This is a genomic window from Halorientalis pallida (genome assembly GCF_004118325.1).
Lineage (GTDB): Archaea > Halobacteriota > Halobacteria > Halobacteriales > Haloarculaceae > Halorientalis > Halorientalis pallida.
Genome location: NZ_RDFA01000001.1, coordinates 896855 through 922788, shown reverse-complemented (window position 1 = coordinate 922788; position 25934 = coordinate 896855). Strand labels below are relative to the sequence as shown.

Annotated in this window: 30 protein-coding genes, 2 tRNA genes and 1 pseudogene; 16 read left to right on the top strand and 17 right to left on the bottom strand. The window is 66.8% G+C overall.

Annotation, left to right across the window (positions count from 1 at the left end; translation table 11 throughout):
- Positions 1-23: 23 nt before the first annotated feature.
- From cofC to EAF64_RS04965, 4 genes are all read right to left on the bottom strand, one after another.
- Entirely contained in the window at positions 24-650 is a 627-nt protein-coding gene (cofC, locus tag EAF64_RS04980; RefSeq protein WP_129067843.1) for a 2-phospho-L-lactate guanylyltransferase, read from the bottom strand.
- Positions 650-1435 (bottom strand): hypothetical protein, encoded by a 786-nt coding sequence (locus EAF64_RS04975; RefSeq protein ID WP_129067842.1) that lies wholly within the window; start codon positions 1433-1435, stop codon positions 650-652. The genes cofC and EAF64_RS04975 overlap by 1 nt, the downstream gene beginning before the upstream one ends.
- The gene (locus EAF64_RS04970; RefSeq protein WP_129067841.1) at positions 1413-2594 is read right to left on the bottom strand and encodes a tubulin/FtsZ family protein; all 1182 of its coding nucleotides are present in this window, start codon (positions 2592-2594) and stop codon (positions 1413-1415) included. The genes EAF64_RS04975 and EAF64_RS04970 overlap by 23 nt, the downstream gene beginning before the upstream one ends.
- 145 nt (positions 2595-2739) lie before the next feature.
- Entirely contained in the window at positions 2740-3618 is an 879-nt protein-coding gene (locus tag EAF64_RS04965) for a complex I NDUFA9 subunit family protein (protein ID WP_129067840.1), read from the bottom strand.
- A 129-nt stretch (positions 3619-3747) separates the two neighbouring features.
- On the opposite strand from EAF64_RS04965, the gene EAF64_RS04960 reads away from it, so the two are divergent.
- Both EAF64_RS04960 and tmk read left to right on the top strand, forming a co-directional pair.
- A complete protein-coding gene (locus EAF64_RS04960) occupies positions 3748-4293 on the top strand; it encodes a universal stress protein (RefSeq protein ID WP_129067922.1) in 546 nt (181 codons plus the stop codon).
- A 15-nt stretch (positions 4294-4308) separates the two neighbouring features.
- Entirely contained in the window at positions 4309-4890 is a 582-nt protein-coding gene (tmk, locus tag EAF64_RS04955; RefSeq protein ID WP_129067839.1) for a dTMP kinase, read from the top strand.
- On the opposite strand, the gene EAF64_RS04950 is transcribed toward tmk, so the two are convergent.
- Positions 4887-5210 carry a hypothetical protein gene (locus EAF64_RS04950; RefSeq protein ID WP_129067838.1) on the bottom strand — a complete coding sequence of 108 codons (324 nt, stop codon included), beginning with the start codon at positions 5208-5210 and terminating at the stop codon, positions 4887-4889. The genes tmk and EAF64_RS04950 overlap by 4 nt on opposite strands.
- 87 nt (positions 5211-5297) lie before the next feature.
- On the opposite strand from EAF64_RS04950, the gene EAF64_RS04945 reads away from it, so the two are divergent.
- Positions 5298-6317: a thiamine pyrophosphate-dependent enzyme gene (locus EAF64_RS04945; RefSeq protein ID WP_129067837.1), complete on the top strand. Its 1020-nt coding sequence runs from the start codon at positions 5298-5300 to the stop codon at positions 6315-6317.
- 29 nt (positions 6318-6346) lie between these two features.
- On the opposite strand, the gene EAF64_RS04940 is transcribed toward EAF64_RS04945, so the two are convergent.
- On the bottom strand, positions 6347-6577 hold the full coding sequence (locus EAF64_RS04940; protein WP_129067836.1) for an Lrp/AsnC family transcriptional regulator: 231 nt from the start codon (positions 6575-6577) through the stop codon (positions 6347-6349).
- A 117-nt stretch (positions 6578-6694) separates the two neighbouring features.
- Between EAF64_RS04940 and EAF64_RS04935 the strand changes: the two genes are divergently transcribed.
- From EAF64_RS04935 to EAF64_RS04925, 3 genes are all read left to right on the top strand, one after another.
- Positions 6695-7384 (top strand): potassium channel family protein, encoded by a 690-nt coding sequence (locus EAF64_RS04935; protein ID WP_129067835.1) that lies wholly within the window; start codon positions 6695-6697, stop codon positions 7382-7384.
- Positions 7385-7386: 2 nt separating this feature from the next.
- The gene (locus tag EAF64_RS04930; RefSeq protein ID WP_129067834.1) at positions 7387-7617 is read left to right on the top strand and encodes an Lrp/AsnC family transcriptional regulator; all 231 of its coding nucleotides are present in this window, start codon (positions 7387-7389) and stop codon (positions 7615-7617) included.
- A 189-nt stretch (positions 7618-7806) separates the two neighbouring features.
- Positions 7807-8226: a DUF1648 domain-containing protein gene (locus EAF64_RS04925; RefSeq protein WP_129067833.1), complete on the top strand. Its 420-nt coding sequence runs from the start codon at positions 7807-7809 to the stop codon at positions 8224-8226.
- Positions 8227-8233: 7 nt separating this feature from the next.
- On the opposite strand, the gene EAF64_RS04920 is transcribed toward EAF64_RS04925, so the two are convergent.
- From EAF64_RS04920 to EAF64_RS04910, 3 genes are all read right to left on the bottom strand, one after another.
- Complete coding sequence (locus EAF64_RS04920; protein ID WP_129067832.1) at positions 8234-8749, bottom strand: DUF5813 family protein; 516 nt, start codon at positions 8747-8749, stop codon at positions 8234-8236.
- Positions 8750-8801: 52 nt separating this feature from the next.
- Complete coding sequence (locus tag EAF64_RS04915; RefSeq protein WP_193767571.1) at positions 8802-10226, bottom strand: glycosyltransferase; 1425 nt, start codon at positions 10224-10226, stop codon at positions 8802-8804.
- Positions 10227-10686: 460 nt separating this feature from the next.
- Positions 10687-10770, bottom strand: a tRNA-Leu gene (locus EAF64_RS04910).
- Between the two features lie 106 nt (positions 10771-10876).
- Between EAF64_RS04910 and EAF64_RS04905 the strand changes: the two genes are divergently transcribed.
- Positions 10877-11488: a hypothetical protein gene (locus tag EAF64_RS04905; protein ID WP_193767570.1), complete on the top strand. Its 612-nt coding sequence runs from the start codon at positions 10877-10879 to the stop codon at positions 11486-11488.
- Here the strand turns inward: EAF64_RS04905 and EAF64_RS04900 are convergent, their stop codons facing one another.
- From EAF64_RS04900 to EAF64_RS04890, 3 genes are all read right to left on the bottom strand, one after another.
- Positions 11489-11830, bottom strand: coding sequence for a ferredoxin (locus tag EAF64_RS04900; RefSeq protein WP_129067830.1), 342 nt, complete (start codon positions 11828-11830; stop codon positions 11489-11491). It abuts the gene before it with no gap.
- Positions 11831-11914: 84 nt separating this feature from the next.
- Entirely contained in the window at positions 11915-12460 is a 546-nt protein-coding gene (locus EAF64_RS04895) for a peptidylprolyl isomerase (RefSeq protein ID WP_129067829.1), read from the bottom strand.
- Between the two features lie 37 nt (positions 12461-12497).
- Entirely contained in the window at positions 12498-13145 is a 648-nt protein-coding gene (locus tag EAF64_RS04890; protein WP_129067828.1) for an RAD55 family ATPase, read from the bottom strand.
- A gap of 375 nt (positions 13146-13520) precedes the next feature.
- Between EAF64_RS04890 and EAF64_RS04885 the strand changes: the two genes are divergently transcribed.
- Positions 13521-13907 (top strand): hypothetical protein, encoded by a 387-nt coding sequence (locus EAF64_RS04885; protein WP_129067827.1) that lies wholly within the window; start codon positions 13521-13523, stop codon positions 13905-13907.
- A gap of 9 nt (positions 13908-13916) precedes the next feature.
- Here the strand turns inward: EAF64_RS04885 and EAF64_RS04880 are convergent, their stop codons facing one another.
- Both EAF64_RS04880 and EAF64_RS04875 read right to left on the bottom strand, forming a co-directional pair.
- The gene (locus tag EAF64_RS04880) at positions 13917-14984 is read right to left on the bottom strand and encodes an anthranilate phosphoribosyltransferase (protein WP_129067826.1); all 1068 of its coding nucleotides are present in this window, start codon (positions 14982-14984) and stop codon (positions 13917-13919) included.
- 101 nt (positions 14985-15085) lie between these two features.
- The gene (locus EAF64_RS04875; RefSeq protein ID WP_129067825.1) at positions 15086-15538 is read right to left on the bottom strand and encodes a MaoC family dehydratase; all 453 of its coding nucleotides are present in this window, start codon (positions 15536-15538) and stop codon (positions 15086-15088) included.
- A gap of 85 nt (positions 15539-15623) precedes the next feature.
- Between EAF64_RS04875 and ahbB the strand changes: the two genes are divergently transcribed.
- The 4 genes from ahbB (at position 15624) to EAF64_RS04855 (ending at position 20026) form a co-directional block, all read left to right on the top strand.
- Entirely contained in the window at positions 15624-16661 is a 1038-nt protein-coding gene (gene ahbB, locus EAF64_RS04870) for a siroheme decarboxylase subunit beta (protein WP_129067824.1), read from the top strand.
- Between the two features lie 118 nt (positions 16662-16779).
- Positions 16780-17373, top strand: coding sequence for a response regulator (locus EAF64_RS04865; protein WP_129067823.1), 594 nt, complete (start codon positions 16780-16782; stop codon positions 17371-17373).
- Positions 17374-17593: 220 nt separating this feature from the next.
- A complete protein-coding gene (locus EAF64_RS04860) occupies positions 17594-18193 on the top strand; it encodes a HalX domain-containing protein (RefSeq protein ID WP_227738887.1) in 600 nt (199 codons plus the stop codon).
- 18 nt (positions 18194-18211) lie between these two features.
- Positions 18212-20026, top strand: coding sequence for a histidine kinase N-terminal 7TM domain-containing protein (locus EAF64_RS04855; protein WP_129067821.1), 1815 nt, complete (start codon positions 18212-18214; stop codon positions 20024-20026).
- 93 nt (positions 20027-20119) lie between these two features.
- Here the strand turns inward: EAF64_RS04855 and EAF64_RS04850 are convergent.
- Positions 20120-20743, bottom strand: a pseudogene (locus tag EAF64_RS04850) (cbb3-type cytochrome c oxidase subunit I); the annotation flags it as partial.
- 117 nt (positions 20744-20860) lie between these two features.
- Between EAF64_RS04850 and mptA the strand changes: the two are divergent.
- Both mptA and EAF64_RS04840 read left to right on the top strand, forming a co-directional pair.
- Positions 20861-21793 carry a GTP cyclohydrolase MptA gene (mptA, locus tag EAF64_RS04845; RefSeq protein WP_129067820.1) on the top strand — a complete coding sequence of 311 codons (933 nt, stop codon included), beginning with the start codon at positions 20861-20863 and terminating at the stop codon, positions 21791-21793.
- A 284-nt stretch (positions 21794-22077) separates the two neighbouring features.
- Complete coding sequence (locus tag EAF64_RS04840) at positions 22078-22590, top strand: AN1-type zinc finger domain-containing protein (RefSeq protein WP_129067819.1); 513 nt, start codon at positions 22078-22080, stop codon at positions 22588-22590.
- A gap of 1 nt (position 22591) precedes the next feature.
- Here EAF64_RS04840 and EAF64_RS04835 read toward each other — a convergent pair whose 3' ends face one another.
- Together EAF64_RS04835 and EAF64_RS04830 are read right to left on the bottom strand one after the other, a co-directional pair.
- Entirely contained in the window at positions 22592-23395 is an 804-nt protein-coding gene (locus EAF64_RS04835) for a TrmB family transcriptional regulator (RefSeq protein ID WP_129067818.1), read from the bottom strand.
- A gap of 57 nt (positions 23396-23452) precedes the next feature.
- Positions 23453-25075, bottom strand: coding sequence for a DUF255 domain-containing protein (locus EAF64_RS04830; RefSeq protein WP_129067817.1), 1623 nt, complete (start codon positions 25073-25075; stop codon positions 23453-23455).
- Positions 25076-25185: 110 nt separating this feature from the next.
- On the opposite strand from EAF64_RS04830, the gene EAF64_RS04825 reads away from it, so the two are divergent.
- Together EAF64_RS04825 and EAF64_RS04820 are read left to right on the top strand one after the other, a co-directional pair.
- The gene (locus tag EAF64_RS04825; RefSeq protein WP_129067816.1) at positions 25186-25731 is read left to right on the top strand and encodes an FxsA family protein; all 546 of its coding nucleotides are present in this window, start codon (positions 25186-25188) and stop codon (positions 25729-25731) included.
- Between the two features lie 71 nt (positions 25732-25802).
- Positions 25803-25876, top strand: a tRNA-Ile gene (locus tag EAF64_RS04820).
- The last annotated feature ends 58 nt before the right edge of the window (positions 25877-25934 follow it).

The window sequence follows — 25934 nt, the reverse complement described above, 5'->3', positions numbered from 1 at the left end:
TTTCGGTCGGGGTTCCTGACTCTTCACTCTTGTGCGCGCGTCGCGGTCGCGCGCCCGTCCGTCGCGACCTCGAACCCGGCGTCGACCAGCCACTCGCGAGCCCGTCCCTCGCCGTGTAACAGCACCTCCACGAGGTCGTCGGGCTCGTCCACGTCGGTCGCGAGCCGGAAGCTGTCGACTTCCGTCACGTCGGCACCGACGGCCCGGGCGGCTTCGCGGTGGTCGCGGATCGACGCACCGTGGTAGTCCGTCCGGAACTCCGGCTCGCTCACGACGACGGCGTTCGTCCCGCCGCCACGGCCCGGGGCCAGCACCACGTCGCCGTCGGCCCCGAACAGCCGGCCGAGCGCGGTCGGCGTCACGAGTGCCAGATCGGCCATGACGATTCCGACGCGTTCGGCCCCCGCCTCGAACGCGTCGTCGAGCGCGGCGTTCACCGCCTCCGTCAGCGGTCGGTCGTCGACCCGGACGGGAGCGTCCACGTCGACGGCCGCAGTGGCGAGCACTTCGGGAGCGTGGCCACTCCCACGGATCGAGTCGAGTACGTCCGCACACGTCGCGCGAGCGAACGCCGTCCGTTCGGCAGAAGTGAGCGTCCCCGCGAGCCGGGTTTTCGGCTCGTCGACGGCCAGGGGGACGAGAACGTCCATCAGCGCAGCTTGTCGTAGTCGTCCTGCTGGTTGCGCCAGTACCAGACGCCGCCACCGATCAACGCCAGCGCCAGGACGCCCACGCCACCGTAGATGAGCAGCTGGGTCGTCTGCTGGGACTGCTTGGTCTGTTTGGCCGACTGCTCGGCGCTGTTCGCCTCACGGATCGCGCTCTGGAACTGCCCGCTGTTGTAGAACTCGATCGCGCTCTGGTAGTCGCTCCGGGTCGAGTCGGAGACGCTCCCGGCCTGGTCGATGGCCGCCTTCGCCTGATCGATCTGTTCGCGAGCCTCCTTGCTCTGCTCGGTGTAGTAGGGGACGTGAACCGTCCCGATCTCCGTCTCGCCGCTGTCGGTCACGCGGTAGAGCGTGATCGCCGAGAGGTTCTGCTGGGGCTCGTAGTTGTACACCGACCGGTTGGGCATCGTGCCGGTGACGGTGAGTGTGATCGACTCGTCGTCGTTGCTCTGACTCACCGCGGTCTCGATGCTCGTGCCGGAGCCGCTCTCGTTCTCGATCCCGGATCCGCCGAACTTCCGCTTGCTAATCTGCCAGGTCCGTTCCCCCGTCAGGTTCGTCTCGGCCCGGAGGGTCCACTCGCTGGGCGCACCCTCGTACGGCTCGTCCAGCGTCACCGTCACGCTCGTACCGGTCTCCGCTTCGACTTCGTTGGGTACGTCGTCCTCCGTGACCGTGACAGCAGCCGCTGTCCCGACCGCACCCACGACCGCGACCGCGAGTAGTAGGAATACGATGCTCCGTTTAGAACAGGGGATCGAGTTCATCATCATCGTCCTCGACTAACTCCTCTAAATTCGCTTTGCTTTCCTGCCGGATCTCGTCGATGTTGTCCTGGGCCTCGATGGCCACCTGCTGGAGCTCCTTGATGCGGGGCACGTTGTGCACGCCGGACAGCAGGATGACGCTCGCGACGTAGCCCGACTCGGGGACCGGGTAGTCGCCACCGCGAACCTCCATGCTCCCGGTCTGCTCTTCGAGCCACTTCCGACCGCGCTCGATCCCTTTCCGGTTGAGGTGTCGGGGCGGGCCACTCAGCACGAGCAGTGCCCGCTCGGCCCCGTCGATCTCACAGGGCAGGGTCAACCGTCCCAGCGCTGCCTTGCGGACGAGGCTGGTGATGCGGTTCGTGGTGTTGGCGGTGTCCATGCCGTCGTCGGTGTCGTCGCCCTTGAACCGCGAGAGCAACCCGCCGCCGTCCTTCTCGGGCTCGACCTCCTCGGCGGCGTAGCCGACAGTGGAGACGCCGCCGCCCGCGAGCGTGTTGATGATCTCGCTGGAGTCGACGACGCTCTCCGCCACTGCGCCGCCCTGTTCGACTTCGCCCGCGCCGAAGAGGATGCCGAAGCGCTTGACGATCTCGTCGTTGATCTCGTCGTAGCCGCCCTGCACGCTCTCTCCGGATTTCCGCCAGGCGTCGTTGTCGAACACCAGCAGGTTGTCGACCTCCCGGACGAACGTCTGGAAGGATCGAGCGGCGTTGAGGGTGTAGATCCCACCTTCGTCGCCACCGGGCAGGACGCCCATTCCGTACACCGGTTCGGTGTAGATACGTTTGAGATGTTTCGCCAGGACGGGGGAGCCCCCCGACCCGGTCCCGCCGCCGAGGCCGGCGACGATGAGGAAGGCGTCGACTTCGTGAACCGGGATGTTGTCGATCGCACCCTGGATCTCGTCGATGTCTTCCTCCGCGATCTCGGCGCCGAGCTCGTTGTCGGCGCCGACACCGTGTCCTTTCACCCGGGCCTGTCCGATCAGCACCCGGTTGTCTTGCGGTACGCGTTCGAGGCCCAGTAGGTCGGCTTTAGCGGTATTGACGGCGACCGCGGAGCGGACGATCCCGCTCCCGGTTCGCTCGTCGTACTCCAGGAACTTGTCGACGATTTTCCCGCCCGCCTGGCCGAAACCGATCATCGCGAGTTTCATGACTCGTCTCCGTGTGGAAGGAAACAGTCACATTACGGCTATAAGTTTTACCCCCAAATATCAGCAAATAGAATACCGAGTTTAACACACAACCGCCTGAAAGCAGCCCAGTTAATCGGGGCTTAGCGCCCGGGAAAATGGGTGCTTACGCCCTCGAATCGAGGTATTCCCCGAGCGTCGTCAGCTCCTGGCGGTCGACGCCGAAGGTCGCGACGTCGTTGTCGCTGGTCGTGTTGTCGAACTGCAACGAGCGGTACTGGTCGCCGCCCATCGGGAACCCGGGAATCGACCCCGCGACCTTGAGGCCGACGCCGGCCAGCCCCATCGGGACCGGGAGGATCACACTGCCCCGGACCATCTTGGCGATCTCCCGGAGCGACAGCACCTCGGGCCCGCCGATCTCGTAGGTTTCGCCGACGTGGTCGTCGTCCTCCATCGCGTCGGCGAGCATCGGCACGAGGTCGCCCACCCAGATCGGCTGGAAGTTCGTCTTCTTGCCGCCGCCGGGCAACGGCGCGAGCCCGGGCGGCGTGAGCTTCTTGGTGAACGAGACGAACTCGCCGCCCTCACCGAACACCACGGAGGGACGGAAGATCACCCAGTCCAGTTCGGAGCCAGTCACGATGTCCTCGGCCTGGCCTTTCGCCTGGATGTATGCCGTCGGCCCGTCCGGATCGGCGCCCAGCGCGCTCATGTGGACGAACCGGTCCACGCCGTGTTCCTCTGCCGCCTGGACGACGTGGCGCGTCCCCTCGGTGTGGATCTCGAAGTGTTTCTCGTTGCCGCCCTTTGGCTTGAACAGCGGCGAGAGCGCGACCAGATACACCACCGCGTCCATGCCCTCGAAGGCCCCCTCGATGGAGTCGTAGGCGGTGACGTCGCCCGAAACCGCGTCGACGCCCGCCGGGAGCCCCTCGCCCTCCGGATCGCGTGACAGGACCGTCACGTCGTGGCCGCGCTCGTTCAACTCCCTGCTCAGATTCGTCCCGATGAAACCGCTGCCGCCGACGACGAGAACGTTCATACGGAATACGCTTCGGCTTTTATATGTTTAAAAGTACCGTGCGACCAGTCGGGTATCCGACGGCGGCCACAGGTCCCGGCGTCTTCACGGGTCGAGAACCGTCCGCAAATATATCAGGTCTGCAGAGGGATTTCGGGTACGACGCTGGTCGTTCCGTTCGACGGGTCTCCGCTGGCCGAGGCTGCCCTGGTTCGCGCCACGGCGTTCGGGATCGTCTTCGAGGAGGACGTGCTGGCCGTCAGCGTGATCCCGAAGGATAACGCCGAGTACGCGCGCGGACACGACTGGATCGAGGCCGACGAGGACCCCGACCTGGGGACCGTCGTCTCGCGACTCCACCGGCAGGTGACCGAGCTGTGCCCGACGGCCAACTTCCGCCACCGCGTCGTCGACAAACGCGCTCCCCCCGGTGAGATCGCCAGGCGCCTGCGGAAGCTGGCCGAACACGAGGACGCCTCGATGGTGTTCATCGGCAGCGAGAACGTGGGCCACCTGGTCACCTCCCTCTCCAGTGTCGGCAGTAGCGTCGCCGCCGAGGAGTCCTACGACGTGGTCATCGTCCGGGACCGCAGTCCCGCCAAGGTCGCGAAGCTCAAAGACGCCTCCCCACACCGGAAGGACAAATCCGACTTCTACCCCCCGACTGACCGGGAGCGGCCGATTTACAAGCACTGACCGCCCAGCACCGGCATGCTCATGACACTGGAGGGGATCGACGGCAGCGGCAAGACCACCGTCTGGGAGGGCTTACGCGAGGAACTCGACGGTCCGGTCACCTTCACGCGCGAGCCCACCGACTCCTGGTACGGCGAGGCCGTCGCCCGTTCCATCGGGGACGACGACGCCGACCCGCTCGCGGAACTGTTCCTCTACACCGCCGACCACGCCGACCACCTCTCGCGGGTCGTCCGCCCCGCGCTGGCGGCCGGCGACCTCGTGATCTCCGACCGCTACTCCGATTCGCGGTACGCCTATCAGGGCGCGACCCTCCGGGGAGAGATCGAGGACCCGATGGCGTACGTCCAGCGCGTCCACGACCCGTTCACACGCGCGCCCGACCTGACGCTCTACTTCGACGTGGACCCCGAGACGGGGGCCGACCGCAGCGGCGCGACCAACAAGTTCGAGGCCGCAGACTATCTGACTCGCGTGCAGGACAACTACGAGCGGTTGATCGAGGCCGAACCGGACCGGTTCGTCCGGATCGACGCCACGCAATCACCCGATGCGGTCCTCGCCGCCGCGCGCGACGAGATCGAGCGCCGGCGTTAAGTCCGCTGTCGGCGGTTGTCCGGGACGCTCACGTCGTCCGGTGCGGGCATCCAGAAGAAGTCGAAGGCGATGCCGATGGCGAGGGGCACGAGCACCGTGATCGCCAGCACGGTGCTCGCGCTCCCGAGGTTCGGGCCGAGGATGCTCCCGAGCAGGATCGTCGTCCCGACCAGCGGGACGGGCGTGAGGACCACGGCGTAGAGCGCACTCCCCCACTGCGTGTTCAGTCGGACGCGGAAAAAGCGGGTCGCCAGCGCCGCGATGGCGGTGTTGAGTCCCACGATGACCAGCAACCCGGCGATGTCGACGGCCGAGACCATACCCCCGTTACGGACCGGGACTCCTTGGGGGTGTCGGATTCCCGACCGGCCCCCGCGTTTAAGCGCCGTCGCGACCTGTGTGGGGCCATGCACCGGGTCGTCGGGGAGCGATCCATCGCGGACCCGAGCGAGGCCGACACCGCCCGCACCCTCCTCGCGGAGCTGATCCGCGCCCGTGTCTTCGACGACCGCGCCCTGGCGCTCCAGCGCCGGGGCTGGATGAGCGGCTATCCCCCGTTCCGCGGCCAGGAGGCCTCACAGGTCGGTGCCGCCCGGGCGATGACCGACGACGACTGGCTCTTCCCGACCTACCGGGCCAACGCGCTCCAGTTCGCCCGCGGCGTCCCGCCGACCGATCTCCTCCTCTTTCGCCGGGGCCACCCCGAGTTCCACTCGAACCACGACCTCCCAGTCTTCCCCCAGGCCGTGCCTATCGCCACGCAACTCCCACACGCCGTCGGTGCCGGGATGGCCGCCGACTACCGCGACGCCGACCACGCCGTGCTCGCGTACCTCGGAGACGGTGCGACCAGCGAGGGCGACTTCCACGAAGCGATGAACTTCGCGGGCGTGTTCGACGCGCCCGTCCTGTTCTTCTGTGAGAACAACGGTTGGGCGATCAGCACGCCGCGGGAGCGGCAGACTGCCGCGCCATCCATCGCCGCGAAGGCCGAGGCTTACGGGTTCGCGGGCCGGCAGGTCGACGGCAACGACCCGCTGGCGGTCCGCGAGGTCGTCGCCGACGCGCTCGACCGGGTGCGGCGTGACGGCCCGCTCCTCGTCGAGAGCCTGACCTACCGGCAGGGGCCACACACCACCAGCGACGATCCCGACCGCTACCGGTCGGAGCCGGATCTGCCCGAGTGGCGCACCCGGGACCCCGTCGACCGGTTCGCCGAGTACTGTCGGGCGGAAGGTATCGTCGACGAGCAGTTCCGTGAGCGCGCCCGGGCAGGTGCCGAGCGGGCGATCGACCGGGCTGTCGCGGCCGCCGAAGCGGTCCCAGAGCCCGACCCGGGCGACGCGTTCGATTTCGCCCACGGGACACTGCCGCGGCGGGTGACGACCCAGCGGGAGGCAGTCCGCGACCGCCACGGCGGCGGGTGACGGGCCGCCCGGCGATCACCGCCGGCCGACTACTCCAGGCAGATGTAGGTTCGCGTGTCCGCGACTCCGTCGAGGTCGCGTACGTCCGTCGCGACCGAGTGCATCACGTCGTAGACCTCCTCGCCCTGGGCCTCGATGATGATGTCGTACTTCCCGGCGACGACGTGTGCCTCGGTGACACCGGGAAGCGTCCGCGTCGCTTCCAGTAGTGCCTCCGATTTGCCCGCCGCCGTCTTCACCATGATGTAGGCCCGGACCATGGCCCTTGCTACTCTACCACACATCAAAAGCTTTTATCCGGACGCGATGCCCGCCCGCACCGCGATCGCGAGGGCCACCGGGATAGCTTTAAGCCGTCCCGTGGCAGAATGTGCCATATGAGATTCGTTATCGTGGGTGCCGGTCGCGTCGGGCTCCGGACCGCCCGCGTCTTACAGGAGAGCGGCCACGAGGTCGTCGTCGTCGAGGACGACCCGACCTCGGTCGACCGCGCCCGCAAGGAAGGGTTCGACGTGATCGAGGGCGACGGCTCCACCGAGGAGGTTCTCGCGAAGGCCGACCTGGCGACTGCGGACGCGCTGGGCGCGCTCTCGGGCGACCTGAACGACAACTTCATCGCCTGCATGATCGCCAAACACCACGGCTGTCGCACGGTCCTGCGGATCGACGAGGACTACCGCGAGGACATCTACCGGAAGTACGCCTCCGAGGTCGACGAGGTGATCTACCCCGAACGGCTGGGTGCCATCGCCGCCAAGAACGCGCTGCTGGGCGGCTCGATCCGCGCCGTCGCCGACATCGCCCGCAACCTCCAGATGGTCGAACTGACCGTCACCGCCGACTCGCCGATGCAGGGGTACACCCTCAGCGAACTCGAACTGCCCGCCAAATCCCGCGTCCTGGCCTTCGGCAAGCAGGACGAGGTCTACGGCCTCCCCGACGCCGACGCCTCGCTGGAGGCCGGTGACCGGCTGGTCGTCCTCGCCGACTTCGGCGTGCTGGACGACGTGCGCCGCATCGTCGTCGGCGAAAGTCAGGGCCGCGCCGCGGCCGCTGGAGGTGTCTGACGGTGGTCGTCGCCTACGTCATGGTCAAGGCCCACGCCGGCGACGCCGACCGCATCAAAGCCGACATCGACGCGGTCGACGGCGTCGTCGAGTCCTCCATCGTCGCCGGCGACGTGGACTTCATCGCCAAGGTCGAGGTCGACTCCCCCGCCGCCGTCAAGGACGTCGCCGCCTCCGGCATCCAGGAGATCGACGGGATCGAGAGCACGCAGACGTACATCGCGATGGACTAGCACCCACTTTTTATAAGAGGGGGTGCGCCAGGCGCACCCCCTCTTCCAAAAACTTGGGGAAAAACTCCCCGCGAGTCGCGCCTGCGGCGCGCTCGCGGCGAACCGGCGCGCTCCGCGCGCCGGATGCTGTCCTGACCGCCACCGCACCGCTCCGGTACGCACTTGTTTCTGCCAGCCGACAGCTTCACCATGGCCCAGTCCCTGACCCGCCTCGATGCCATCACCGGCGGACTGGCCCTGCTCACGGCACTGGCCGGTCTCGCTGTCTACCCCCGCCTCCCCGCCGAGATGGCGATTCACTTCTCGGCGTCGGGGCAACCCGACACCTTCGCCCCGAAGGCCGTCGTGGTGGCGGTCATGCCGGTCGCGATGGTCCTGACTCACGTCGTGTTACGGTGGTCGGCACGGGTCGATCCACCCGCCGATCCGCGGACGATGACTGGCATCACGGTCGCGACGATGCTCCTGCTGGCGGCGGTCCAGGGGCTCGTCCTCGCGTGGAACCTCGGCTACGCCGTCCCGTTCGATCTCGTGCTGGTCGGTGTCCTCGCGTGGGGCGCGCTGGTGGCCGGTTACGCAATCGTCCGCGAGTACGGCCTCGCGCTCTGATCCCGACCTACAGCGGTGTGCCGCCGCGCTCGCCGTCGCCGCCCTGACTCGCCGCCTTGCCCAGGAGGTCCGCGACGACGCCCTCGTAGTCGTAGCCCGGCACGACGCCCTCGACGTAGGTCCCCTCGACGTACTCCGCGAAGGCTTTCACCACGTCCGGCGCGTGGTCGGCGTTTCCGAACTCGAACTCGAACGCGACGACCGCCTCGTCCTCGTCCTCGGTGAGCACCACCGCGTCGAGGTCAACGTCTGCCCGGGTGACCGACGGTGCGTCTTCGAGGCGGCGCTCGAAGGTGTCGAACCAGCCCGCCTCGACTGCGTCGCCAACGTCGCCGTCGACGGCCGCCGAGAGCATCGGCGTTCGGACCACGAGCCGGTAAGCCAGTGCCCAATCCTCGGTCTCCTCGGCCGTCACGTCTCCGTCGAATCGCGTCGTCGTCACCCGGTAGCCGCCGCCGTCGCGCTCGAAGGCGTCGTGGCCCTCGAACGCCCGCTCGGCCCGCTCCGGAATCTCGTCTGTCATTGCAGCCCCGTACGCGGGCGGGCGGCAAAAGCCCGTTGTGTCGGACCCCCACTCAGTCTCCCGTGGGACCGTCGACGGCATCTCCTGCCTCTTCGTCCGCCCCGCGGTCCAGCGCCGCGGCGAGTTTCCCCGTCCGCTTGGGCCCGGTCCAGCCCATCTCGCGGCCGCCCACCACGTCGAGGACGCTCTTCAGCATCACCGCGTCGAGGAACTGCCGGTAGCCCAGCACGAACAGCGGCGCGAACGCGGCCAACCTGACGTCGCCGTCACCGATCCGCACCGCGAGCACGGAGACGAGAAACTGCAACAGCGTGCAGAACGTAAACAGCGCCAGCACCTGTACCACCGACCCGAAGAGGAGTTCCCCGACGATGGAGACGACAATCAGGACCCCGACGAACGGGAGCCGGGCGTTCGAGAACAACTCGATCGGAAAGGCCAGGCTGTAGAGGATGCCGTGGCGCGGCGACCAGAACACGTCGCGGTGTTTCAGCAGGGTCTGGGTCCGCCCCCGGTACCACCGCAGTCGCTGGTTGTAGCGGTCTCGCCACGTCTCGGGGGCCTCCGTGAGACAGAGCGCCTCGTTGGCCTTGGTAATCCGCCCGCATTTGAGCACCTTGATCGTCGCGTCGAAGTCCTCGGTCAGCGTGTCGTCGTCGAACCGGCCCACGTCTTCGAGCGCACTCCGTCTGTAGGCCCCGAACGCGCCCGGAACGATGGTGACGGTGTCACAGAGGTCGAACGCCCGCCGGAACAGCTGGATGCCGACGACGTACTCCAGTTCCTGTAATTCCGTGATGAACTGCCCGCGATTGGCGATGGTGATGTTGCCCGCCACCGCCCCGACCTCCAAGTTCGCCTGGAACGCCCCCGCGATCCGTTTCAGGCCCGCCGGTTCCAGCAGGCTATCGGCGTCGACGGTGACCACGATGTCCCCGCTGGCGTGGTCGAGCCCGTGATTCAGCGCCGAGTGTTTCCCGCCATTCTCCTTCCGGAGCAGCGTCACCTGACTGTCGGCGTAGACGTTCGCCTCGAAGGCCGTCTCGTCGGTGCTCCCGTCGTCGACGACGATGATTTCCGTCTTCTCCTCGGGGTAGTCACACCCACAGAGCGCCTCGACCGATGGCCCGATACACCCCGCCTCGTCGTACGCGGGCACGATGACGCTGATCGACGGATACGGTGGTTCGGCCTCCGGTGCGTCGGCCTCGCCGTAGCTCACCAGCACGAGCGGCAGGGTGAACGCGTAGTAGAAGAACACCGTCGCCAGCGCACAGATCAACAGCGCCGAGAACAGCGTCAGTGGGCCCCCCACCACATTCGTGACCGCGTACGCGTACGGGATGGCCAGCACCCCGACCAGACAGAGCCGTGCCACCCTGAGGCTCGTCCGACGCCCCGGGTTCTCCTGCAGGTAGATCGGCACGACGCTGGCGACCGCCCCGCCGACCCCGACCACCCCACAGAGGACGAACACGTCCCGGGGAATCAGCTGGTACAGGAGCCCGAACGACGCGAAGATCGCGACGACCAGTCCCCGTACTCCAGTCGCTCCCTATACCTCGTGCTCGACTCCGATAGATGTCTCTCTCATTCCCTGTCTCCTCCTGGCGCATTCGTCCTAACTTACACTATCTACTCTATTTCAACTTACTAGAAGCTTGACGAACGTATCTACGCGGTGTGGTTCGGAATCGGCCGTAAGAGTGTTGTACGGACCTCCAACCGGTTGGTCGCTCGTATCACACTGCCGACCATGCCGGTCGAGACTGATCGGCTCTCCGTGGTGTCGACCAGCGCGCGACGAAGTGTGGCGCGACTCCATGCGAGGGAGGGGAGTTGAACTACGCCCGAGAACCTGCGCCCCACCCAGAGCCTCGGTCTACTTCAAACCTATCAGACGATTCACCCGCGCCACGACGTGTGGCGCGGTCTCATGCGAGGGAGGGGATTTGAACCCCTGGACCCCTACGGGAGCGGATCTTAAGTCCGCCGCCGTTTCCAGGCTTGGCTACCCTCGCACACTCGACCCTCCATCCGTGAGAGGTTTGTCGGTTTCGGTCCGCCACGACGCTGCCTGCACGTGCCGGCCAGTGGCTTATCCACCGCCTCGGCCTACCCCCACACATGCCCGACATCTCCGACTCCGTCGTCGCCGAGATCGAACACGAGGGCGAGGCGATGACGACGACCGACCTGCTCGCGCTGATCGAACGCCACCATCCCGAAACAGCGGGCCTCGACCGCGACACGCTCGACGCCTACGCCCAGCGTCTGTCCGACGAACGCGACTACGCCTTCGACGCCGATGCGTTCCGGACCACAGTCGAGGACGCGCTCACCGACGCTACCGAGTGGGCCGACGACGGCGCGATCTACCGACTCGACGACGACCGCATCAGCGTCTACCCGCCGGCGTGGCACGACGAACTCGGCGGTTCGACCGACGCCGAAGCCTACGTCGGCTATCTGCAGGATGTTGACGGGCTCCCGACCGCGTCGGCCGACACCGACCTCGGCGTCCCCGAGCGCGAACTCGAGTCCGTGCTGAGCGTCGTCGGGCGAATCAGCCGGGCCGAAGCCCGGACCGTGATCGAGCGCCAGCGCGAGGACGACCGCCTCGTCGAGGACGCCGATCAGCACCGCAACGCCGGCGTGTACCGTTCCGAAGACGCGGAGGGACTCCGGGACACGACCGACTCGTCACAGCCACTCCGCGACGAGAACGCCCACCGCTGACTACCAGTCGACGCTGAGCGTCCCGTCGCCCTCGGGATCGGGCGCGATCTCCTCGTTCGTCCGGCGGTCGACGACGTGGATGATTCCCCTGTCCTTTTTCGCCGGACAGGCCTCCGCGGCCGCGATGTTGTGATCGAGCTCCTCCTCGCCGAAGAAGTAGGTCTCCGGCTTGGCGATGCCCGTCGAGATGTCCAGGTTCCAGTTGTCCGAGTACTCGGCGCACTTGCCCGCGCCGAAGCACTTGTTCGCCTCGAAGATGATCTTGTACGGCTTCTCCGCGACCGGCGGCGCGTCCTGCTCGCCGATCTCGCTGGGGTCCACCGGTCCGTCCGCGTCGCTCATGTCACCGGTTTGGTCCCGGCCGGTCTTTCCGTTGTCGCTTTCGGTCCGGGAGAACCACTCGCCGGACGTGAGCGGTCGTCGACGCTACCGGTGGATCGTGACGCTCTCGATCTCGACGGGATCGCGAGGCTTGTCCTGCCCGTCGGTCGGCACGTCGCCGATCTCTTCGACCACGTCCATCCCCTCGGTCACCTCACCGAAGACCGCGTGTTTGTCGTCAAGGTGGGGCTGGGCGTCGAGCGTGATGAAAAACTGCGAGCCGTTCGTGTTGGGGCCGCTGTTGGCCATCGAGAGCTTGCCGGGGCCGTCGTGGCGGAGTTCGGGGTGGAACTCGTCGTCGAACTCGTAGCCGGGGCCGCCCCGGCCGGTCCCTGTCGGGTCCCCACCCTGAATCATGAAGCCGTCGATGATCCGGTGGAAGGTGACGCCCTCGTACAGCGAGTCGCCGCGGGTCTCGCCTGTCTCGGGGTCCTCCCATGTCGTGGTCTCGACGGCGGGTTCGTCGTCGGCCGCGGGATCGTGTTCCGCGAGGTTGACGAAGTTCTCGACCGTCTTGGGCGCGCGCTCGTCGAACAGGTCGATCTCGATATCGCCATGGTTCGTGGACAGCGTCACTGCAAGGTCACTCATACCTCACACTCCGCTCGGTCGGGAGAAAAGTCTGGTGTTAGTCCCGACCGACGATCGCGGTCACGCCCGCCTCGTCGAAGGTGAGTTCGACCAGCCCGAACGGCGTCCCGCCCCGGACCTTCGTGACCGCCAGACAGGTCTTGACCGACCGATCCACCACGTCCATCCGCACGTCCCACACCTGATCGGCCCGCGCGAGCGTCATGTCCCGACGCAGGACCGACGGCGTGTTCTCGTGGCAATGAAACAGTCCGACGCTGTCGGTCATTCGGAGCGCCCGCTTGCAGGTGTCGAGGAACTCCCTGTACCGGTGCCGGTCGCCCTGCTCCAGTTCCGTCGTCGGGTCGACGATCAACAGCGAGCCCGCGTCCAGCCCGCCGAGAAACTCCTCCGGTGACCCCAGCACGTCGTCGCCGTCGACGGTGCGCACGTCCACGTCCAGCGCCGCCTTCCCCATCGGGACCGCCGTGGTCAACGCGTCGGCCACCTCCTCGGCCGGCCGGAGCGTCGAGAGATATCGGGTCGAATTTGCGGCCGCCATCGCGTACAGGAGCGGCTCACTCTGTGCGCGTGGCAGTGCCGACACCGCGACGAGACTCCCAGCCCTGACGCCCCCGCCGAGACCGCTGTCGAGCAGGTCCACGCCCGTCGAGAGCCGCCCGCTCGGTGTCGTGTCGTCGCTCATGACCCGACCCATGCGATAGGGACCGATAAGCCTGCCGCCCCACCGTTTTCTGCGTCGGGTTCGCGCCGCTGGCGCGAACCACTCTCCGCTCACGGGCCGCGAAGCGGCCCGTTCGCATGGTATGAGGGACCTCCGGTCCCTCACTACTCGAAAAAAGCTGGAGCAAAAACGGGCACGAGCGGCAAAGCCGCTCGCGCGATCCCCGCGAGTGACCACAGGGAACGAGTGGGGGCTCGTCAGACCGTCGCTCTGACGGTGACCGGCGCGCGGAGCGCGCCGGACGCTGGTGCCCCCCGCAACCGCCACCGCATCCGCACCGCCCCCGCCCGACCCAGACAGTGCCTGTTTTACGTGCCTGCCCGCAACGCTCCCGACATGAGCAATCGAGAGGCCGACGCGTCCGGGCCGACGGGGTGGCTGAACCCGGAGAAGGCCATCATCATCGTCTGTGCCGCCATCGCACTCCCGGTCGTCTACGGCCTGACCGAACGACTCGGGACGATCACGTACCCGGCGATCTTCCCGACCCTCGCCATCGTCTTCATGCCGCCCTTTATTTACCGTAGCTACTGGCCGACCACCTACGACGTGGTCCGTGCGACGGGCTGGGGCCTCCTCGCTGGTATCGCCGTCGCGGCGCAGTTTCTCGGCGTGATCCTCCTCGCCGAACCGACGCTCGGCGGCGACGGTGCCGTCCTGCTCGCGTTCGGCGTCGTCGTCCCGGTCGACTACGCCCTGGCCCGGTTCGTGATCGGCCGCTGACGACGCGGGTCAGAACGCCCGGAGGTCCTCGAGCACGTCGGCGGCGTCACCGCTCTCGATGGTCTCGCGAGCGACTTCGAGCCCGTCGTCGAGACTGTCCACGTCCTCGCGAGCGTACATCCGTAGAGCGGCGTTGACCGCCACGGCGTCGGCGAACTGGTCGTCGCGGTCGCCCGCCAGGACTTCCTCGGTGATCGTCGCCGAGTCAGCGGCGATGTCCTCGACTTCCAGGTCATCGCCGCTGAAGTCCATGCCGTAGTTCGCGGTCTCGATCTCGAAGTCCTCTAGCTCTTCGCCCTCGGACCATTCGGCGACGACCGTCGACCCGGGCCGGATGTCGTCGTAGCCCTCCTGACCCTGGAACATCAGGACGCGGGAGACGTCCTGGGCCTGGACTTCCCGGAACGTGTCGACGATCTTCTCGGCGAAGGCGAGGTGGTAGAAACTGCCCAGATGCACGTCGGCGTCGGCGGGGTTGGCCAGCGTCTCGATGGTGTTGACGAACGAACGCACACCCATCATGTCCCGGCGCTCCCAGAGGTCGTCGACCCCGGGGTTGAACGCGGGCTGGTAGTAGTAGCCGAAGCCGACTTCGTCGACCATCTCGGCGCTCTCTTCGGGGTCCAGTTCCGTGCGGACGCCCAGGTCGTCGAGTACGTGCTTGTACGCGTCGAGTTTCTGGGTCGGGACTCGATCCCCGGAGTGGACGACGACTGGCGTCCCGGCTGCGGCGGCGACGGCACCGGACGCGACGCCCAGGATGGCCGTCGAGTGTTTGCCGTCGTAGTTGGCCCCGCAGTCGACGGGGTCGGCGTCGGGCGCGGCCACCTCGACGGACTCCTCGCGCATCACGTCGGTGTAGGCCGCCAGTTCCTCGGGGCTGTTGCGCTTCCAGCGGTTGGCCAGCCAGAACGCCCCGAGCGTCGTGGGGTCGGGCTCGCCGGCGAGGATCCGCTGGAACGCTTCCCGGGCCTGGTCGCGGTCCATGTCCTCGGCGGACTTGTGCCCGGACCCGACGACCTCGGTCATCAACCGTTTGAGCGGCCATTCGCCGAACTGCTGGCTCGCTTGTGCCATACCCGACAGTCGGCACGCCAGCGCGAAATAGTTCACGAAGCCGTCGCTTCCGATCCGTTCGAAAATCGCGTCCCGAACTGTGCGATCCGGGTCGCGACCGCCTACTCCCCGGCCGCTCGCTTCTCGATCATCCCGAGTCCGATCCACGTGATGACCGGCTCGTCGTCCTGATTGTAGCCGGTCAGGCGGCTGTCGACCTCGCCGACGTCGGGGCGGTCGCCCTCGCGTTTCTCGACGACCTCGTACTCGATGGAGAGCTCGTCGCCCGGCCGGACCGGCTTGATCCAGCGGAGTTCGTCCACGCCGCGGGCCCCCTGCGAGGCCCACCCGGCTTTCTCCATGGTCTCGACCAGCAGGCGCATGCAGACGGCGGCGGTGTGCCAGCCGCTGGCCGCGAGGCCGTCGAACATCGTCTCTTCGGCCGCCTCGGGGTCCGTGTGGAACTCCTGGGGATCGTACTGCTTGGCGAACTCGACGATCTCGTCCTCGGTGACCTCGTAGCTGCCGTGTGCCTCCATGTCGCCGACTGCGATGTCCTCGTAGTACGTGGGCATTGGCGAGGCCAAACGCGCCGGCGACTTAGCCGTTTCGCGCCCGAGAAGCGACACCGTTACACGACACAGGTCCTAAGACGAGCCAATGAGTCTCCAGTCGGGCGACTGGCGTGCGGAGCTGGACGACGTGGACGCGGCGCTCGTCGACGGCTACCAGAGCGGCTTTCCGGTGGCGGAACGCCCCTTCGAGGTCGTCGGTGACGACCTGGGGATCGAGGCCACCGACGCGCTGGCCCGCGTTCGGGACCTCCGTGAAGCCGGCGTCTTCCGCCGATTCGGGGCGGTACTCAACCCACCGGTGATCGGCTCGTCGACGCTGGCGGCCGTCTCGGCTCCCGCCGACCGCTTCGACGAGGTGGCCGAAGCGATCAACGACCACCGGCAGGTCAACCACAACTACCGCCGCGAGCACGAGTGGAACATGTGGTTCGTCGTCACCGCCGGCTCCCGGGACAAACGCGACGCGATCATCGACGACATCGAGACCCGGACCGGCCTGGACGTCCTCGTCCTCCCGATGCTGACCGACTACTACATCGACTTGGAGTTTCCCGTCGTCAACGGCGACCGGTTCGCGCGGGAATCGATCAGCGAGACCGACGCCTCGGCGACCCGGATCAGCGAGGACGCCGCCGCGAACCTCTCGGCGCTGGACCGGCGACTCCTGCTGGAAATTCAGGACGGGTTCCCGCTCTCGGAGACGCCCTACCGGGACGTCGCGGCCGCGGTCGACGCGTCGGTCGAGGACGTCCTCGACAGCGTGGTGCGACTGCGGGAGGACGGCTGTATCAAACGGATCGGCTGTGTCGTCAACCACGTCACGACGGGCTTCGACAACAACTGCATGGTCGTCTGGGACGTACCCGACGAGAAACTCGACGTCTGGGGTGAAGCCGTCGGTTCGCTCCCGTACGTCACGCTCTGTTATCACCGCCCGCGCCGCCCGGAGCAGGACTGGCAGTACAACCTCTTTACGATGATCCACGGCCGCGAGGCCGAGGCCGTCGACGCCAAAATCGACGAACTCGCCGCCGAACACCTCCCCGTCGAACACGAACGGCTCTACTCGACGGAGACCCTGAAACAGACGGGCGCGCGATACGACGACATCGTGGGGGAGTAGCGAGCGCGGGTGCCGACGCCGGTCACTGCAGACGAAGTATCAACCAGATGTGTCCTTCTCCGGGCCGAAACGCCCGGAAGTCTTATCCTTCTGTTAGCGTGTATTGACTAGCGATTGGATGAGTACAGGTGACCTCCCCACCGTGCTGGTGGTGGACGACGAGCCGGACGTGGCCGACGCGTATGCCGCCCAGCTAAAACAGGAGTACCACGTCAGGACGGCCTACAGCGGTGAGGAGGCACTGACAGCGCTCGGACCGGACGTCGACATCGTGTTGCTCGACCGGCGGATGCCGGACGTGTCGGGCGACGACGTCCTCGAAGAGATCCGTGAGGAGGGCTACGACTGCCGTGTCGCGATGGTGACGGCGGTCGATCCGGACTTCGATATCATCGAGATGCCGTTCGACGACTACGTCATCAAGCCGGTCTCCCGGGAAGACCTGTTCGACACCATCGAGCGCCTGCTCGTCTGTGCCGAGTACGAGGAGAAACTCCAGCGATACTACTCGCTGACGTCGAAGTACGCGACGCTCCTGGCGAACAAGAGCAACACGGAACTGGAAAACAGCGACGAGTTCCACGACCTCCGCGACGAACGCGACCGTGTCCGGACGGACCTGGAAGACACCGTCGCACGGTTCGACGACGAAGCGTTCGCCACCGTGTTCCGCGAACTCCACGACGGATCCCGCCCCGTCACCGAGGAGTGACGCGACCGAACGACGCGAGCCCCCACGTTCGGTTTCGAACGGTTCGACCGAACCCCGCCTCGTTTCCGCTATTCCGCCCGTTACGGAGTTCGATAACTGGGTATGATGAACTTCTCACCCCTCGCTTGCGGCTCGTCCCGACTTTCGATGTCTGATTTTCACTTCTGAACACCAGGCGGAAACTTTTTTGTTACCGTTCACCACTTTCCACAGTGAGTGGATAGGTTTGGGCGAAACAACAGTCCTCATCGTCGACGACGAGTCCGCCGTTACGGACGTGTATGCGGCTCACCTACAGGATGAGTACGACGTTCGGACGGCGTACAGTGGATCGGAGGCGCTCGAGGAGCTCGACGACGATGTCGACGCCGTGTTGCTCGACCGCAGAATGCCGGGGATGTCGGGGGACGAAGTCCTCGAACACATCCGCGAAGAGGGCTACGACTGCCGTGTCGCGATGGTGACGGCAGTCGACCCCGACTTCGATATCCTCGATATGGGATTCGACGAGTACGTCGTCAAGCCCGTCTCGCGGGACGACCTCTACGATACGGTCGAACAGCTCCTGACGTACTCGACGTACGACGACACGTTCCAGGAGTACTTCTCGCTGGTCTCGAAGCGCGCGGCACTCGAAACCTCGAAGAGCCGATCCGCACTCGAAACCAACGAGGAGTATCAGAAACTGACCGACGAGATCGAAGAACTCGAAACCAACCTCGACGACGCCGTCGGGGATCTCGAAGAAGACGAGTTCGGCGCGCTGTTCAGGATGCCGGAACCCGATCTCGACTCGATGGATTCGCCGTCACAGCCGTAGCGTAGCGCGGCCCCACACATGGCCTGGCAATACACACCCTTTGCACTCCTCTATACAGGTGTCGCCGTAGTCGTTGCCGGGCTCGCCGCGTGGGTGTACCGAGACCGGATGACGACCGGGACGCGACCGCTGGTCGGCCTGCTGGCCGCGACCGCCTTCTGGACGTTCTGTGCCGGCCTCGAATTCGCCCGGACGGACGTGGTCGGCCAGCGCGTGTTCGCGAACGCCACCTACCTGGCCATCGCGACGCTCCCGGTCCTGTTTCTGTACTTCGCGGAGTCGTACTCCGGCCAGGAGACGCCGCTGACGCGGTACGGACCCGGGCCGTTGTTGATCGTCCCCGCGATCACGCAACTTCTCATCTGGACCAACCCGTTTCATCACCTCATGTGGGATCGGTCACAGCTGTTTCAGGCCGGCGCTGTCGCGACGCCGTCGGTGCTCTCCAAGTCGTGGTTTCTCGTCCACACGGCCCACTCCTACGCCTTGCTGGTCGTGGGCTCGTATCTCCTCGTGCGGATGCTCGTCGTCTCGGAGAACGTCTATCGGAGTCAGGCGGTCGCTATCCTCCTGGGGACGTTCACGCCCTGGATCGCGAACGCCCTCTATCTCGGGAACGTCGTCTCCTTTCCCTTCGACCCGACGCCGGCTGCGTTCTCGGTCACTGCGGCGGCGTTCGTGGTCGCCATCTATCGCCACCGACTGCTGGAGATGGTCCCGGTCGCCCGCGAGGTCGCCCGGGACGAACTGATGGACAACCTCGTCGAGGCTGTGTTCGTCCTCGACGACGACCGGCGGGTCATCGACTACAACCAGCGCGCCGAGCGGATCGTCGACGACACCGGCGACTCGCTGGTCGGTCAGCCGGTCGCGGAGGTGTGCCCGGATCTGGAGTCGGTCGTCGCCGAAGCCACGGACGTAGGCCCGGAGACCGACGCCGTCGGCGCGGAACTGGCGCTTCGACGGGACGGGAAGCTCCGGTACTACGACGTGCAGGTGACGGCGTTGCGGCGGGCGGGCGGCCTGCTGACGGGCCACCTCGTCAGTCTCCGTGACGTGACCGAACAGCGCCAGCGCGAACAGCGGCTGAACGTCCTCAACCGTGCGCTCCGGCACGACCTGCGCAACGAGGCCAACGTCGTGCTCGGCTACGCGGAACTGGGCAAGCAGAACAACCCCGAGGCCGAGTGGGTCGACGCCATCGAGAGCCACATTTCGGGCCTGATCGATCTGAGCGAGAAGGCCCGCCAGCTCGAACAGGCGCTGGACAGCGAACACGTCGCCTCGCGCCGGCTCGACGCGGTCGACGTGATCGAGACCGTCGTCGACGACTTCGAGGCCGACCGACCCGACGTGAGCATCGAGACCGACCTCCCCGAAACAGCCCACGTCTCGGCCATCGAGTTCTTCGCCGACGCCGTGGGCAACGCGGTCGAGAACGCCATCGAACACAACGACAACCCGGAACCGCTCATCGAGGTTGCCGTCTCCGCCTGGGTCGAGGACGACGAGGTGGCCATCGAAGTCCTCGACAACGGCCCGGGCATCCACGACGAAGAGCGTGCCGTCCTGTTGCGCGGCCGGGAGACCCAGCTCCGGCACATCAGCGGGCTCGGACTCTGGATCATCAACTGGATCGTCACCGAGTCCGGTGGCACCGTCCAGTTCGAGGAGAACGACCCGCGCGGCTCGATCGTGACGATCCGGTTGCCGGTGGCCGAAGGCGAACCGGACGAACAGGAGGCCGTCTCCGACGAAGCGACAGAGGGCGACGTGGACACCGAGGACGCCGACCCTGCCGTCGGATCACGGGCCCAGGACGCCCACAGCTGACGGCACGGGCCGCCCTCAGTCGTCGCCCAGCACGCGGTCGGCGATGGGCTGGGCCCCTTCGCCGGGCGTCTCGGCGGCCGCCTAGTTGCGGAGTTTCGCCACCACGTCGTAGCCGAAGATGGCGGTCCCGAGGCTGATCATCGTGTCACCCGGCAGGCGCGCCCAGAACAGCGCCTGGACGAGGTCGCCCTCGTAGGAGGACAGACTCCGGCCGGCATCCTACCCCGCCGTGAAGACCGCCTCCAGCTGGAGGCAGCCCACGGGGAGCACGGGGACGAACACCATCAGCACGAGGCCGAGGTTCCACAGATAGAACGACCAGCGGAGCCGGCGTTCCGACCAGGCCCCGCCCCGGGTCGTGAGCCGGAGCATGTAGACGGCCATCCCGATTGCGAGGAAGTCGGACGCACCGAACGTCGCGGCGTGGGCGTGGCCAACGGTGAAGTAGGTGCCGTGTTCGTAGTAGTTGATCAGCGGGCGGTTGATGAAGAAGCCGAGCACGCCCGCGCCGACGAAGTTCCACACGCCGCTGGCGACGATGAACACGAACGGGAGCGTGCAGGGGACCCCTTCGCCGGAGGTGGCCATCACGCGGTACTGGCCCAGCGCCTCGTAGAGGACGAAAACCGGTGGGATGAGTTCCAGCGTGGAGAAGGCGCTCCCGACTGGCACCCAGATGTCGGGCTGGCCGATCCACCAGTAGTGGTGGGAAACGCCGGACGGCGGCGCAATCACTCGCTGCTCGTCGGCACTGCGTTCCCGGTTCGAGGTTTGCCTCGCACCAATGGTCGTTTTCGAAAGCCCTAACGAAGGTTCGGTCCTAAGGAAGTCCCAATGAGTCAGCAACTGCCGGACGTTCAGGCGACCAGTCCAGACGTGTCCGTCGGACTGAACCGTGTCGGTGTCACCGGTGTCGAGAAGCTCGTGAAACTCGGCCGGACCGACCAGCGCCCCATCGTACTGATGGCCGAATTCGACGTATTCGTCGACCTGCCGTCCTGGCGGAAGGGTGCTGACATGTCCCGGAACATGGAGGTCGTCGACGAGACGCTGGAAGCTGCGGTCGCCCAGGAGGTCTACCGCGTCGAGGACGTCTGTGGCGACGCCGCCGAGCGGCTGATCGACAAACACGAGTACACCACCAAGGCCGAGGTCAAGATGGAGGCCGAGTACGTCACGCGCGAGCAGACACCGGAGTCCGAGCGTCCGACCCAGTCCACGGCCGACATCATCGCCTCCGCCACGGCGACCGAGGACGGTACCCACGAGGAGATCGGCGCCCGCGTCACCGGCATGACGGTCTGTCCCTGTTCGCAGGGGATGAGTACCTCCCGGGCCCGCGAGACCCTGCGCGGACTCGACGTGGAAGACGAGGTCATCGACGAGTTCCTCGAAGAGGTGCCCCAGCCGGGCCACTCACAGCGGGGCCACGCGACGCTGACCGTCGAGAGCGAGGGCGCGCCCGAAGCCGACCTCAACGAGATCATCCGCGTCGCTCGCGACTCGATGAGCGCCCGCATCTACAACCTCGCCAAACGGCCCGACGAGGACCACATGACCTACGAGTCCCACAAGGACGCCAAGTTCGTCGAGGACTGCGTGCGCGCGATGGCCGAAGGAGTCGTCGAGGAGTTCCCCGATCTGCCCGACGACGCTATCGTGACGATGAAACAGTCGAACGACGAGTCCATCCACCAGCACAACGCCCACGCCGAACGGGTGGCGGAGTACGGGGACCTGAAAGACGAAGTGAACGGGGAGGACTGAGGCAAGCATCCGACGGCCTCCGGCCGTCGGTTCCCGGGACCGAGCGATGCGAGGTCCCGCTTTTTCGCCACCGAAAGACGCAGAGCGTCTTTCGAGCCTCCGTTCGCCCACGGCTCACGGAGACCACGTTCTTCGAGTAGTGAGGGACCGGAGGTCCCTCATACCATGCGAACGGGCCGCTTCGCGGCCCGTGAGCGGAGAGTGGTTCGCGCCAGCGGCGCGAACCCGACGCAGAAAAGGTGGGTGGGCAAACTTCTTGTCTGTCCTTCTGAATTGAGTGGTGTATGGGGGCTGTCTGTCCGTCGTGTGAGACCGAGGTGTCGAACACATACGACTGCCGGAACTGTGGGGACGCGTACTGTGTCGACTGTCGACTGCCCGACGACCACGACTGTGATGCCGAGGTCGAGGCCGAAGCCGACGGTGGGACGCCGGCGGCCGGTGACATGTCGGACCTCTCGCTGTCGATTCCTGCGGGGCCGAAGATTACGGCGTTCGTGCCGGTCTGGCGCCTGCTGCCCTGGTGGGTGTACGCGGCGCTCGCGGTGGTGCTGATCCCGCTCAGCACGGTGATCTTGGCGCTACAGGTCTACCACGAGCGGGTGACCGCGAGCGAACACGCCTGGCGGCCCAGTCGTGTGTACTACGTGCCGCTGATGGTGTTCGTGATCGCACTGCTGATGTCGCGGCCGTCGCTCCCGGGTATCAACACGCACTGGGTCGTCGTGGCCGGGTTCGGCTACTTTTGGGGGCTTCCGGCGACGGTTATCTACGCCGTGCAGCGACGCGGGCGTTGAGCTACAGGGTGAGGGGTTCGGCTTCGTCCCACCGCGGGTCGAACTCCGACCGGACGTTGGCGGCGAACTCCCGGTCTTTCAGGTCGATCACGGCGAACGTCTCGTCGGCGTTGAGCGGGTGTGGCACCTCGATACAGACCTCCGCGTTGTCGATGAGCTCGAAGGTGCCTGAGACGTTGGGTGCGGTGCGGACGGAGAACTGTTCGTGGCGGGCCAGGTGCGACCGGTAGCGCTCGCCGACGCTCTCGGGCAGTTCGTTGACCAGTTCCGGGCGCATCAACAGCGAGACGTCGACGCCGCGGTCCAGCGCGTTCCCGAGTTCCTCGACGATCAGGTCACCGACCGTGTCCATGTCGAACTGCTGGGACGAGGAGGAGGCGACCATGATGATGCGCTCGTCGGCGGCCGCGAGTCGCTCGACGAGGAGATCGACGGTCTCGTCGGGACCGACGGCGGCGGTCCAGAACGTCTCCTCGACCGGCTCGGCGCTCTCGAGTTCGCCGACGAGTTCGTCGACGATCCCCTCGTACTGCTGGGCCTTCTCCTCGAGTTCGCGTTTCTTGTCCTCGAGCAGCCGATCCAGCGCGGTCTGTGGCTCGACGGCGACGTACTTCTTGGGTCGGCTCGCGCTCTGACTCCGCACGAGGTTGTAGGTCTCGATGCTGTTGAGCACGTCGTAGATCCGGCCCATCGGCACGTCGCTGACGCGGGACAACTCTTTGGCCGTTGTGGGTCCCGTCTTCAGCAACGCGCGATAGGCGCGTGCCTCGTACTCCGACAACCCGAGGTCTCTCAGACTTGCCATTGTAAGCGGGTCGACTGCCGGGGATATAAACGCATCGCAGGTTTACCGCAGTGGTTTTTACGAACCCGTCGCGAGTTCAGCGAGGCCGTCCGGCGTTTCCGCGGTGCCGGTCACCGTCCCGTCGTCGACGACTTCCGCCTCGTCGTCGAGCTCCTCGGCGGCGGGGACGACGACGGCCTCGTGGTCCGCGACGCGGAGCGCGGCCCGGTGGAGGTCGCTCCCGGCGGGGGCGCCGATCCGGAAGACCCGTAACGACTGGAGCCGGGAGGCGACCGTGGCGTAACTCGCGACCTCGACGCCCATGCGCTCGGCCGCGCCAGCGAAGGCCGCGATGGCCTCGCGGGCCCGCTCGCGGTAGCGGTCCTCGCCCGTGAGCGCCGCCAGGTCGATCAGTGCGTCCGCGAGTTCGACGTTGGTGTCCAGCGGATAGAGCGGTTCGTCCAGCAGTCCGGGCCCCTCGGGCGTGCCGTCGCGGAACGCGCCCTCGCCGTCACCGAGTTCCGTCAGGGCGTAGTCCGCGACCGCCGTCGCCGCGTCGCCGTACTCGCCGGTGACCTGCCAGGCCGTCGTCAGCCCCTGCAGGAGGCCGGTCTGGTCGGCGAGGAGGCCGGACTCGCCAGTCTCGTCGTCGGTCCGGTAGTGGGTCACCTCGCCCTCGTCGACCAGTTCGTCCAGAACGTGATCGAGTGCCCGCTCCGCGTAGCGGCGAGCGGGTTCGTCGCCCGTGTACGCGTGGAGCGCGAGCAACGCGCCCGCAGCCATCCCGTTGCGGTCGGCCAGCACCGTCTCGTCGATGCCCGGCGGATCGGCGTCCTCGCGGTCGGTCGGGCTCATCCGGTAGTAGTCGTCGTCGCCGGCCTGGCTGGCGGCGAAGGCTTCCCCCGCCCAGAGGTCGGTGGTGAGGTACTCCACGGTCGTCTCGGCCGTCTCCCGGTAGGAGTCCTCGCCGGTGTAGCGGTACGCGCGGGCGAAGGCCCGGACGAGCGCGGCGTTCTCGTCGAGCAGTTTCTCCCGATGAGGGTCGCTCCAGTCCCGCCCCGTCGCGAACCGGTAGAACCCGCCGTCGTAGGTGTCCAGCAGGTGGGTCTGGATCGCTTCGAGGGTGCGCGTGGCCTGATCGCGGGCCCGGACCAGCGCGAATTCGACCGTGCGGGGGAGCGGGAACTTCGTGTCCGAGCCCCACCCACCGAACTCGTCGTCGAAGGCCCCGAGCAGTTGCTCGACCATGTGCTCCTCGATGCGGGCGCGGACCTCGCCGCTCGGGGGCGTGCCGTCCCGGAGCGCGCGGGGCACGCGGCCGGCTTCCTCGCCCTTGCCGTCCCAGGTGCGTCGCACGGAGTCCAGAATCTCCCGGAAGCCGTCGACGCCGAGGTAGCCCGCCCCTGTCAGGATATCGCCCGACGGCGTACAGAAGACCGTCGAGGGGAACCCGCCCATATTGTAGCGTTCGCGGACCCGCGGGTTTCGGTCCACGTCGACCCGAACCGGCACGAAGCCGTCGTTGATGTTGGCCGCGATGCGTGGCTCGGTGTAGGTGGTCGCGTCCATCTGGTGACAGTGGGCACACCAGGGAGCCGACAGCGAGAGGAGGACGGGCTTTTTCGCCCGTGCGGCCTCGTCGAAGGCGTCCTGGCCCCACTCGCGCCACTCGACGTTGGTGCGCGCCGCGGAGTCGTCCATACCGGGCGGTAGCCGTCCCCGAACAAGTATCCTGCGTCCCGCGCTCGGCGCACGCCCGAAATCCGGCCGGAAGCGGTTCTATTTTGAGTGCTGGCCCGCTACTGCTCCCCATGCTCCGTATCATCGGGCTCCTCCTGCTCATCCCGCTACTGGACATCGTCTTGCTGGTGGCCATCGCGGGCTGGATCGGGCCCCTCTACACCGTGGTGCTGGTCGTCCTCACCGCGCTCATCGGGATGCTCCTGGTCCGGGCCGAGGGCCGCCACACCCTCCGGAAGATCCAGGGCAAGCTCGCGCAGGGCGAGCCCCCGACCGACGAACTCATCGACGGCGGCCTGCTGTTGATCTCGGGCGCGATGTTGCTGACGCCCGGCGTCGTCACCGACCTCGTCGGCCTAGTGCTGGTCGTGCCGTTCACCCGCTATCCCGTCCGCCTGGCGACCAAGAAGTGGGTCGTCACGCCCTACGTCGACGCCAAGACCAGCGGCTTCGCCAGCGGCAACGTCTACGTCGGCGGCTTCCCCGGCGGCGACGGGCAGGGCCAGCCCGGTCCGGGCCAACCTGGACAGGGAGGGCCTGGTCCGGACTCCCAGGACACCTACGACGTGGACAGCGAGTCCTACGACGTGGACGACGACTCGAACGAGCGGGTGTGAACGCCCGTCACCCTCTCGGTGAAAAGAAACGCTTAACATAGGCAGGGCGGAACACTCTGATGCGCTCACCTGGGCCAATAGCTCAGTCAGGTTGAGCGCTCGGCTGATAACCGGGAGGCCTCCGGTTCAAATCCGGATTGGCCCACTTTCACGCGGGCCGAATCTCCCCAGCCACCTCATTTCGGCGTCGTAACGACCCGGAG

Excerpts from the sequence above, each read along its gene's own strand:
- cofC (WP_129067843.1), bottom strand. The coding sequence starts at position 650 with ATGGACGTTCTCGTCCCCCTGGCCGTCGACGAGCCGAAAACCCGGCTC.
- EAF64_RS04975 (WP_129067842.1), bottom strand. The coding sequence starts at position 1,435 with ATGAACTCGATCCCCTGTTCTAAACGGAGCATCGTATTCCTACTACTC.
- EAF64_RS04970 (WP_129067841.1), bottom strand. The coding sequence starts at position 2,594 with ATGAAACTCGCGATGATCGGTTTCGGCCAGGCGGGCGGGAAAATCGTC.
- EAF64_RS04965 (WP_129067840.1), bottom strand. The coding sequence starts at position 3,618 with ATGAACGTTCTCGTCGTCGGCGGCAGCGGTTTCATCGGGACGAATCTG.
- tmk (WP_129067839.1), top strand. The coding sequence starts at position 4,309 with ATGCTCATGACACTGGAGGGGATCGACGGCAGCGGCAAGACCACCGTC.
- EAF64_RS04950 (WP_129067838.1), bottom strand. The coding sequence starts at position 5,210 with ATGGTCTCGGCCGTCGACATCGCCGGGTTGCTGGTCATCGTGGGACTC.
- EAF64_RS04945 (WP_129067837.1), top strand. The coding sequence starts at position 5,298 with ATGCACCGGGTCGTCGGGGAGCGATCCATCGCGGACCCGAGCGAGGCC.
- EAF64_RS04940 (WP_129067836.1), bottom strand. The coding sequence starts at position 6,577 with ATGGTCCGGGCCTACATCATGGTGAAGACGGCGGCGGGCAAATCGGAG.
- EAF64_RS04935 (WP_129067835.1), top strand. The coding sequence starts at position 6,695 with ATGAGATTCGTTATCGTGGGTGCCGGTCGCGTCGGGCTCCGGACCGCC.
- EAF64_RS04925 (WP_129067833.1), top strand. The coding sequence starts at position 7,807 with ATGGCCCAGTCCCTGACCCGCCTCGATGCCATCACCGGCGGACTGGCC.
- EAF64_RS04920 (WP_129067832.1), bottom strand. The coding sequence starts at position 8,749 with ATGACAGACGAGATTCCGGAGCGGGCCGAGCGGGCGTTCGAGGGCCAC.
- EAF64_RS04905 (WP_193767570.1), top strand. The coding sequence starts at position 10,877 with ATGCCCGACATCTCCGACTCCGTCGTCGCCGAGATCGAACACGAGGGC.
- EAF64_RS04900 (WP_129067830.1), bottom strand. The coding sequence starts at position 11,830 with ATGAGCGACGCGGACGGACCGGTGGACCCCAGCGAGATCGGCGAGCAG.
- EAF64_RS04895 (WP_129067829.1), bottom strand. The coding sequence starts at position 12,460 with ATGAGTGACCTTGCAGTGACGCTGTCCACGAACCATGGCGATATCGAG.
- EAF64_RS04890 (WP_129067828.1), bottom strand. The coding sequence starts at position 13,145 with ATGAGCGACGACACGACACCGAGCGGGCGGCTCTCGACGGGCGTGGAC.
- EAF64_RS04885 (WP_129067827.1), top strand. The coding sequence starts at position 13,521 with ATGAGCAATCGAGAGGCCGACGCGTCCGGGCCGACGGGGTGGCTGAAC.
- EAF64_RS04880 (WP_129067826.1), bottom strand. The coding sequence starts at position 14,984 with ATGGCACAAGCGAGCCAGCAGTTCGGCGAATGGCCGCTCAAACGGTTG.
- EAF64_RS04875 (WP_129067825.1), bottom strand. The coding sequence starts at position 15,538 with ATGCCCACGTACTACGAGGACATCGCAGTCGGCGACATGGAGGCACAC.
- ahbB (WP_129067824.1), top strand. The coding sequence starts at position 15,624 with ATGAGTCTCCAGTCGGGCGACTGGCGTGCGGAGCTGGACGACGTGGAC.
- EAF64_RS04865 (WP_129067823.1), top strand. The coding sequence starts at position 16,780 with ATGAGTACAGGTGACCTCCCCACCGTGCTGGTGGTGGACGACGAGCCG.
- EAF64_RS04855 (WP_129067821.1), top strand. The coding sequence starts at position 18,212 with ATGGCCTGGCAATACACACCCTTTGCACTCCTCTATACAGGTGTCGCC.
- mptA (WP_129067820.1), top strand. The coding sequence starts at position 20,861 with ATGAGTCAGCAACTGCCGGACGTTCAGGCGACCAGTCCAGACGTGTCC.
- EAF64_RS04840 (WP_129067819.1), top strand. The coding sequence starts at position 22,078 with ATGGGGGCTGTCTGTCCGTCGTGTGAGACCGAGGTGTCGAACACATAC.
- EAF64_RS04835 (WP_129067818.1), bottom strand. The coding sequence starts at position 23,395 with ATGGCAAGTCTGAGAGACCTCGGGTTGTCGGAGTACGAGGCACGCGCC.
- EAF64_RS04830 (WP_129067817.1), bottom strand. The coding sequence starts at position 25,075 with ATGGACGACTCCGCGGCGCGCACCAACGTCGAGTGGCGCGAGTGGGGC.
- EAF64_RS04825 (WP_129067816.1), top strand. The coding sequence starts at position 25,186 with ATGCTCCGTATCATCGGGCTCCTCCTGCTCATCCCGCTACTGGACATC.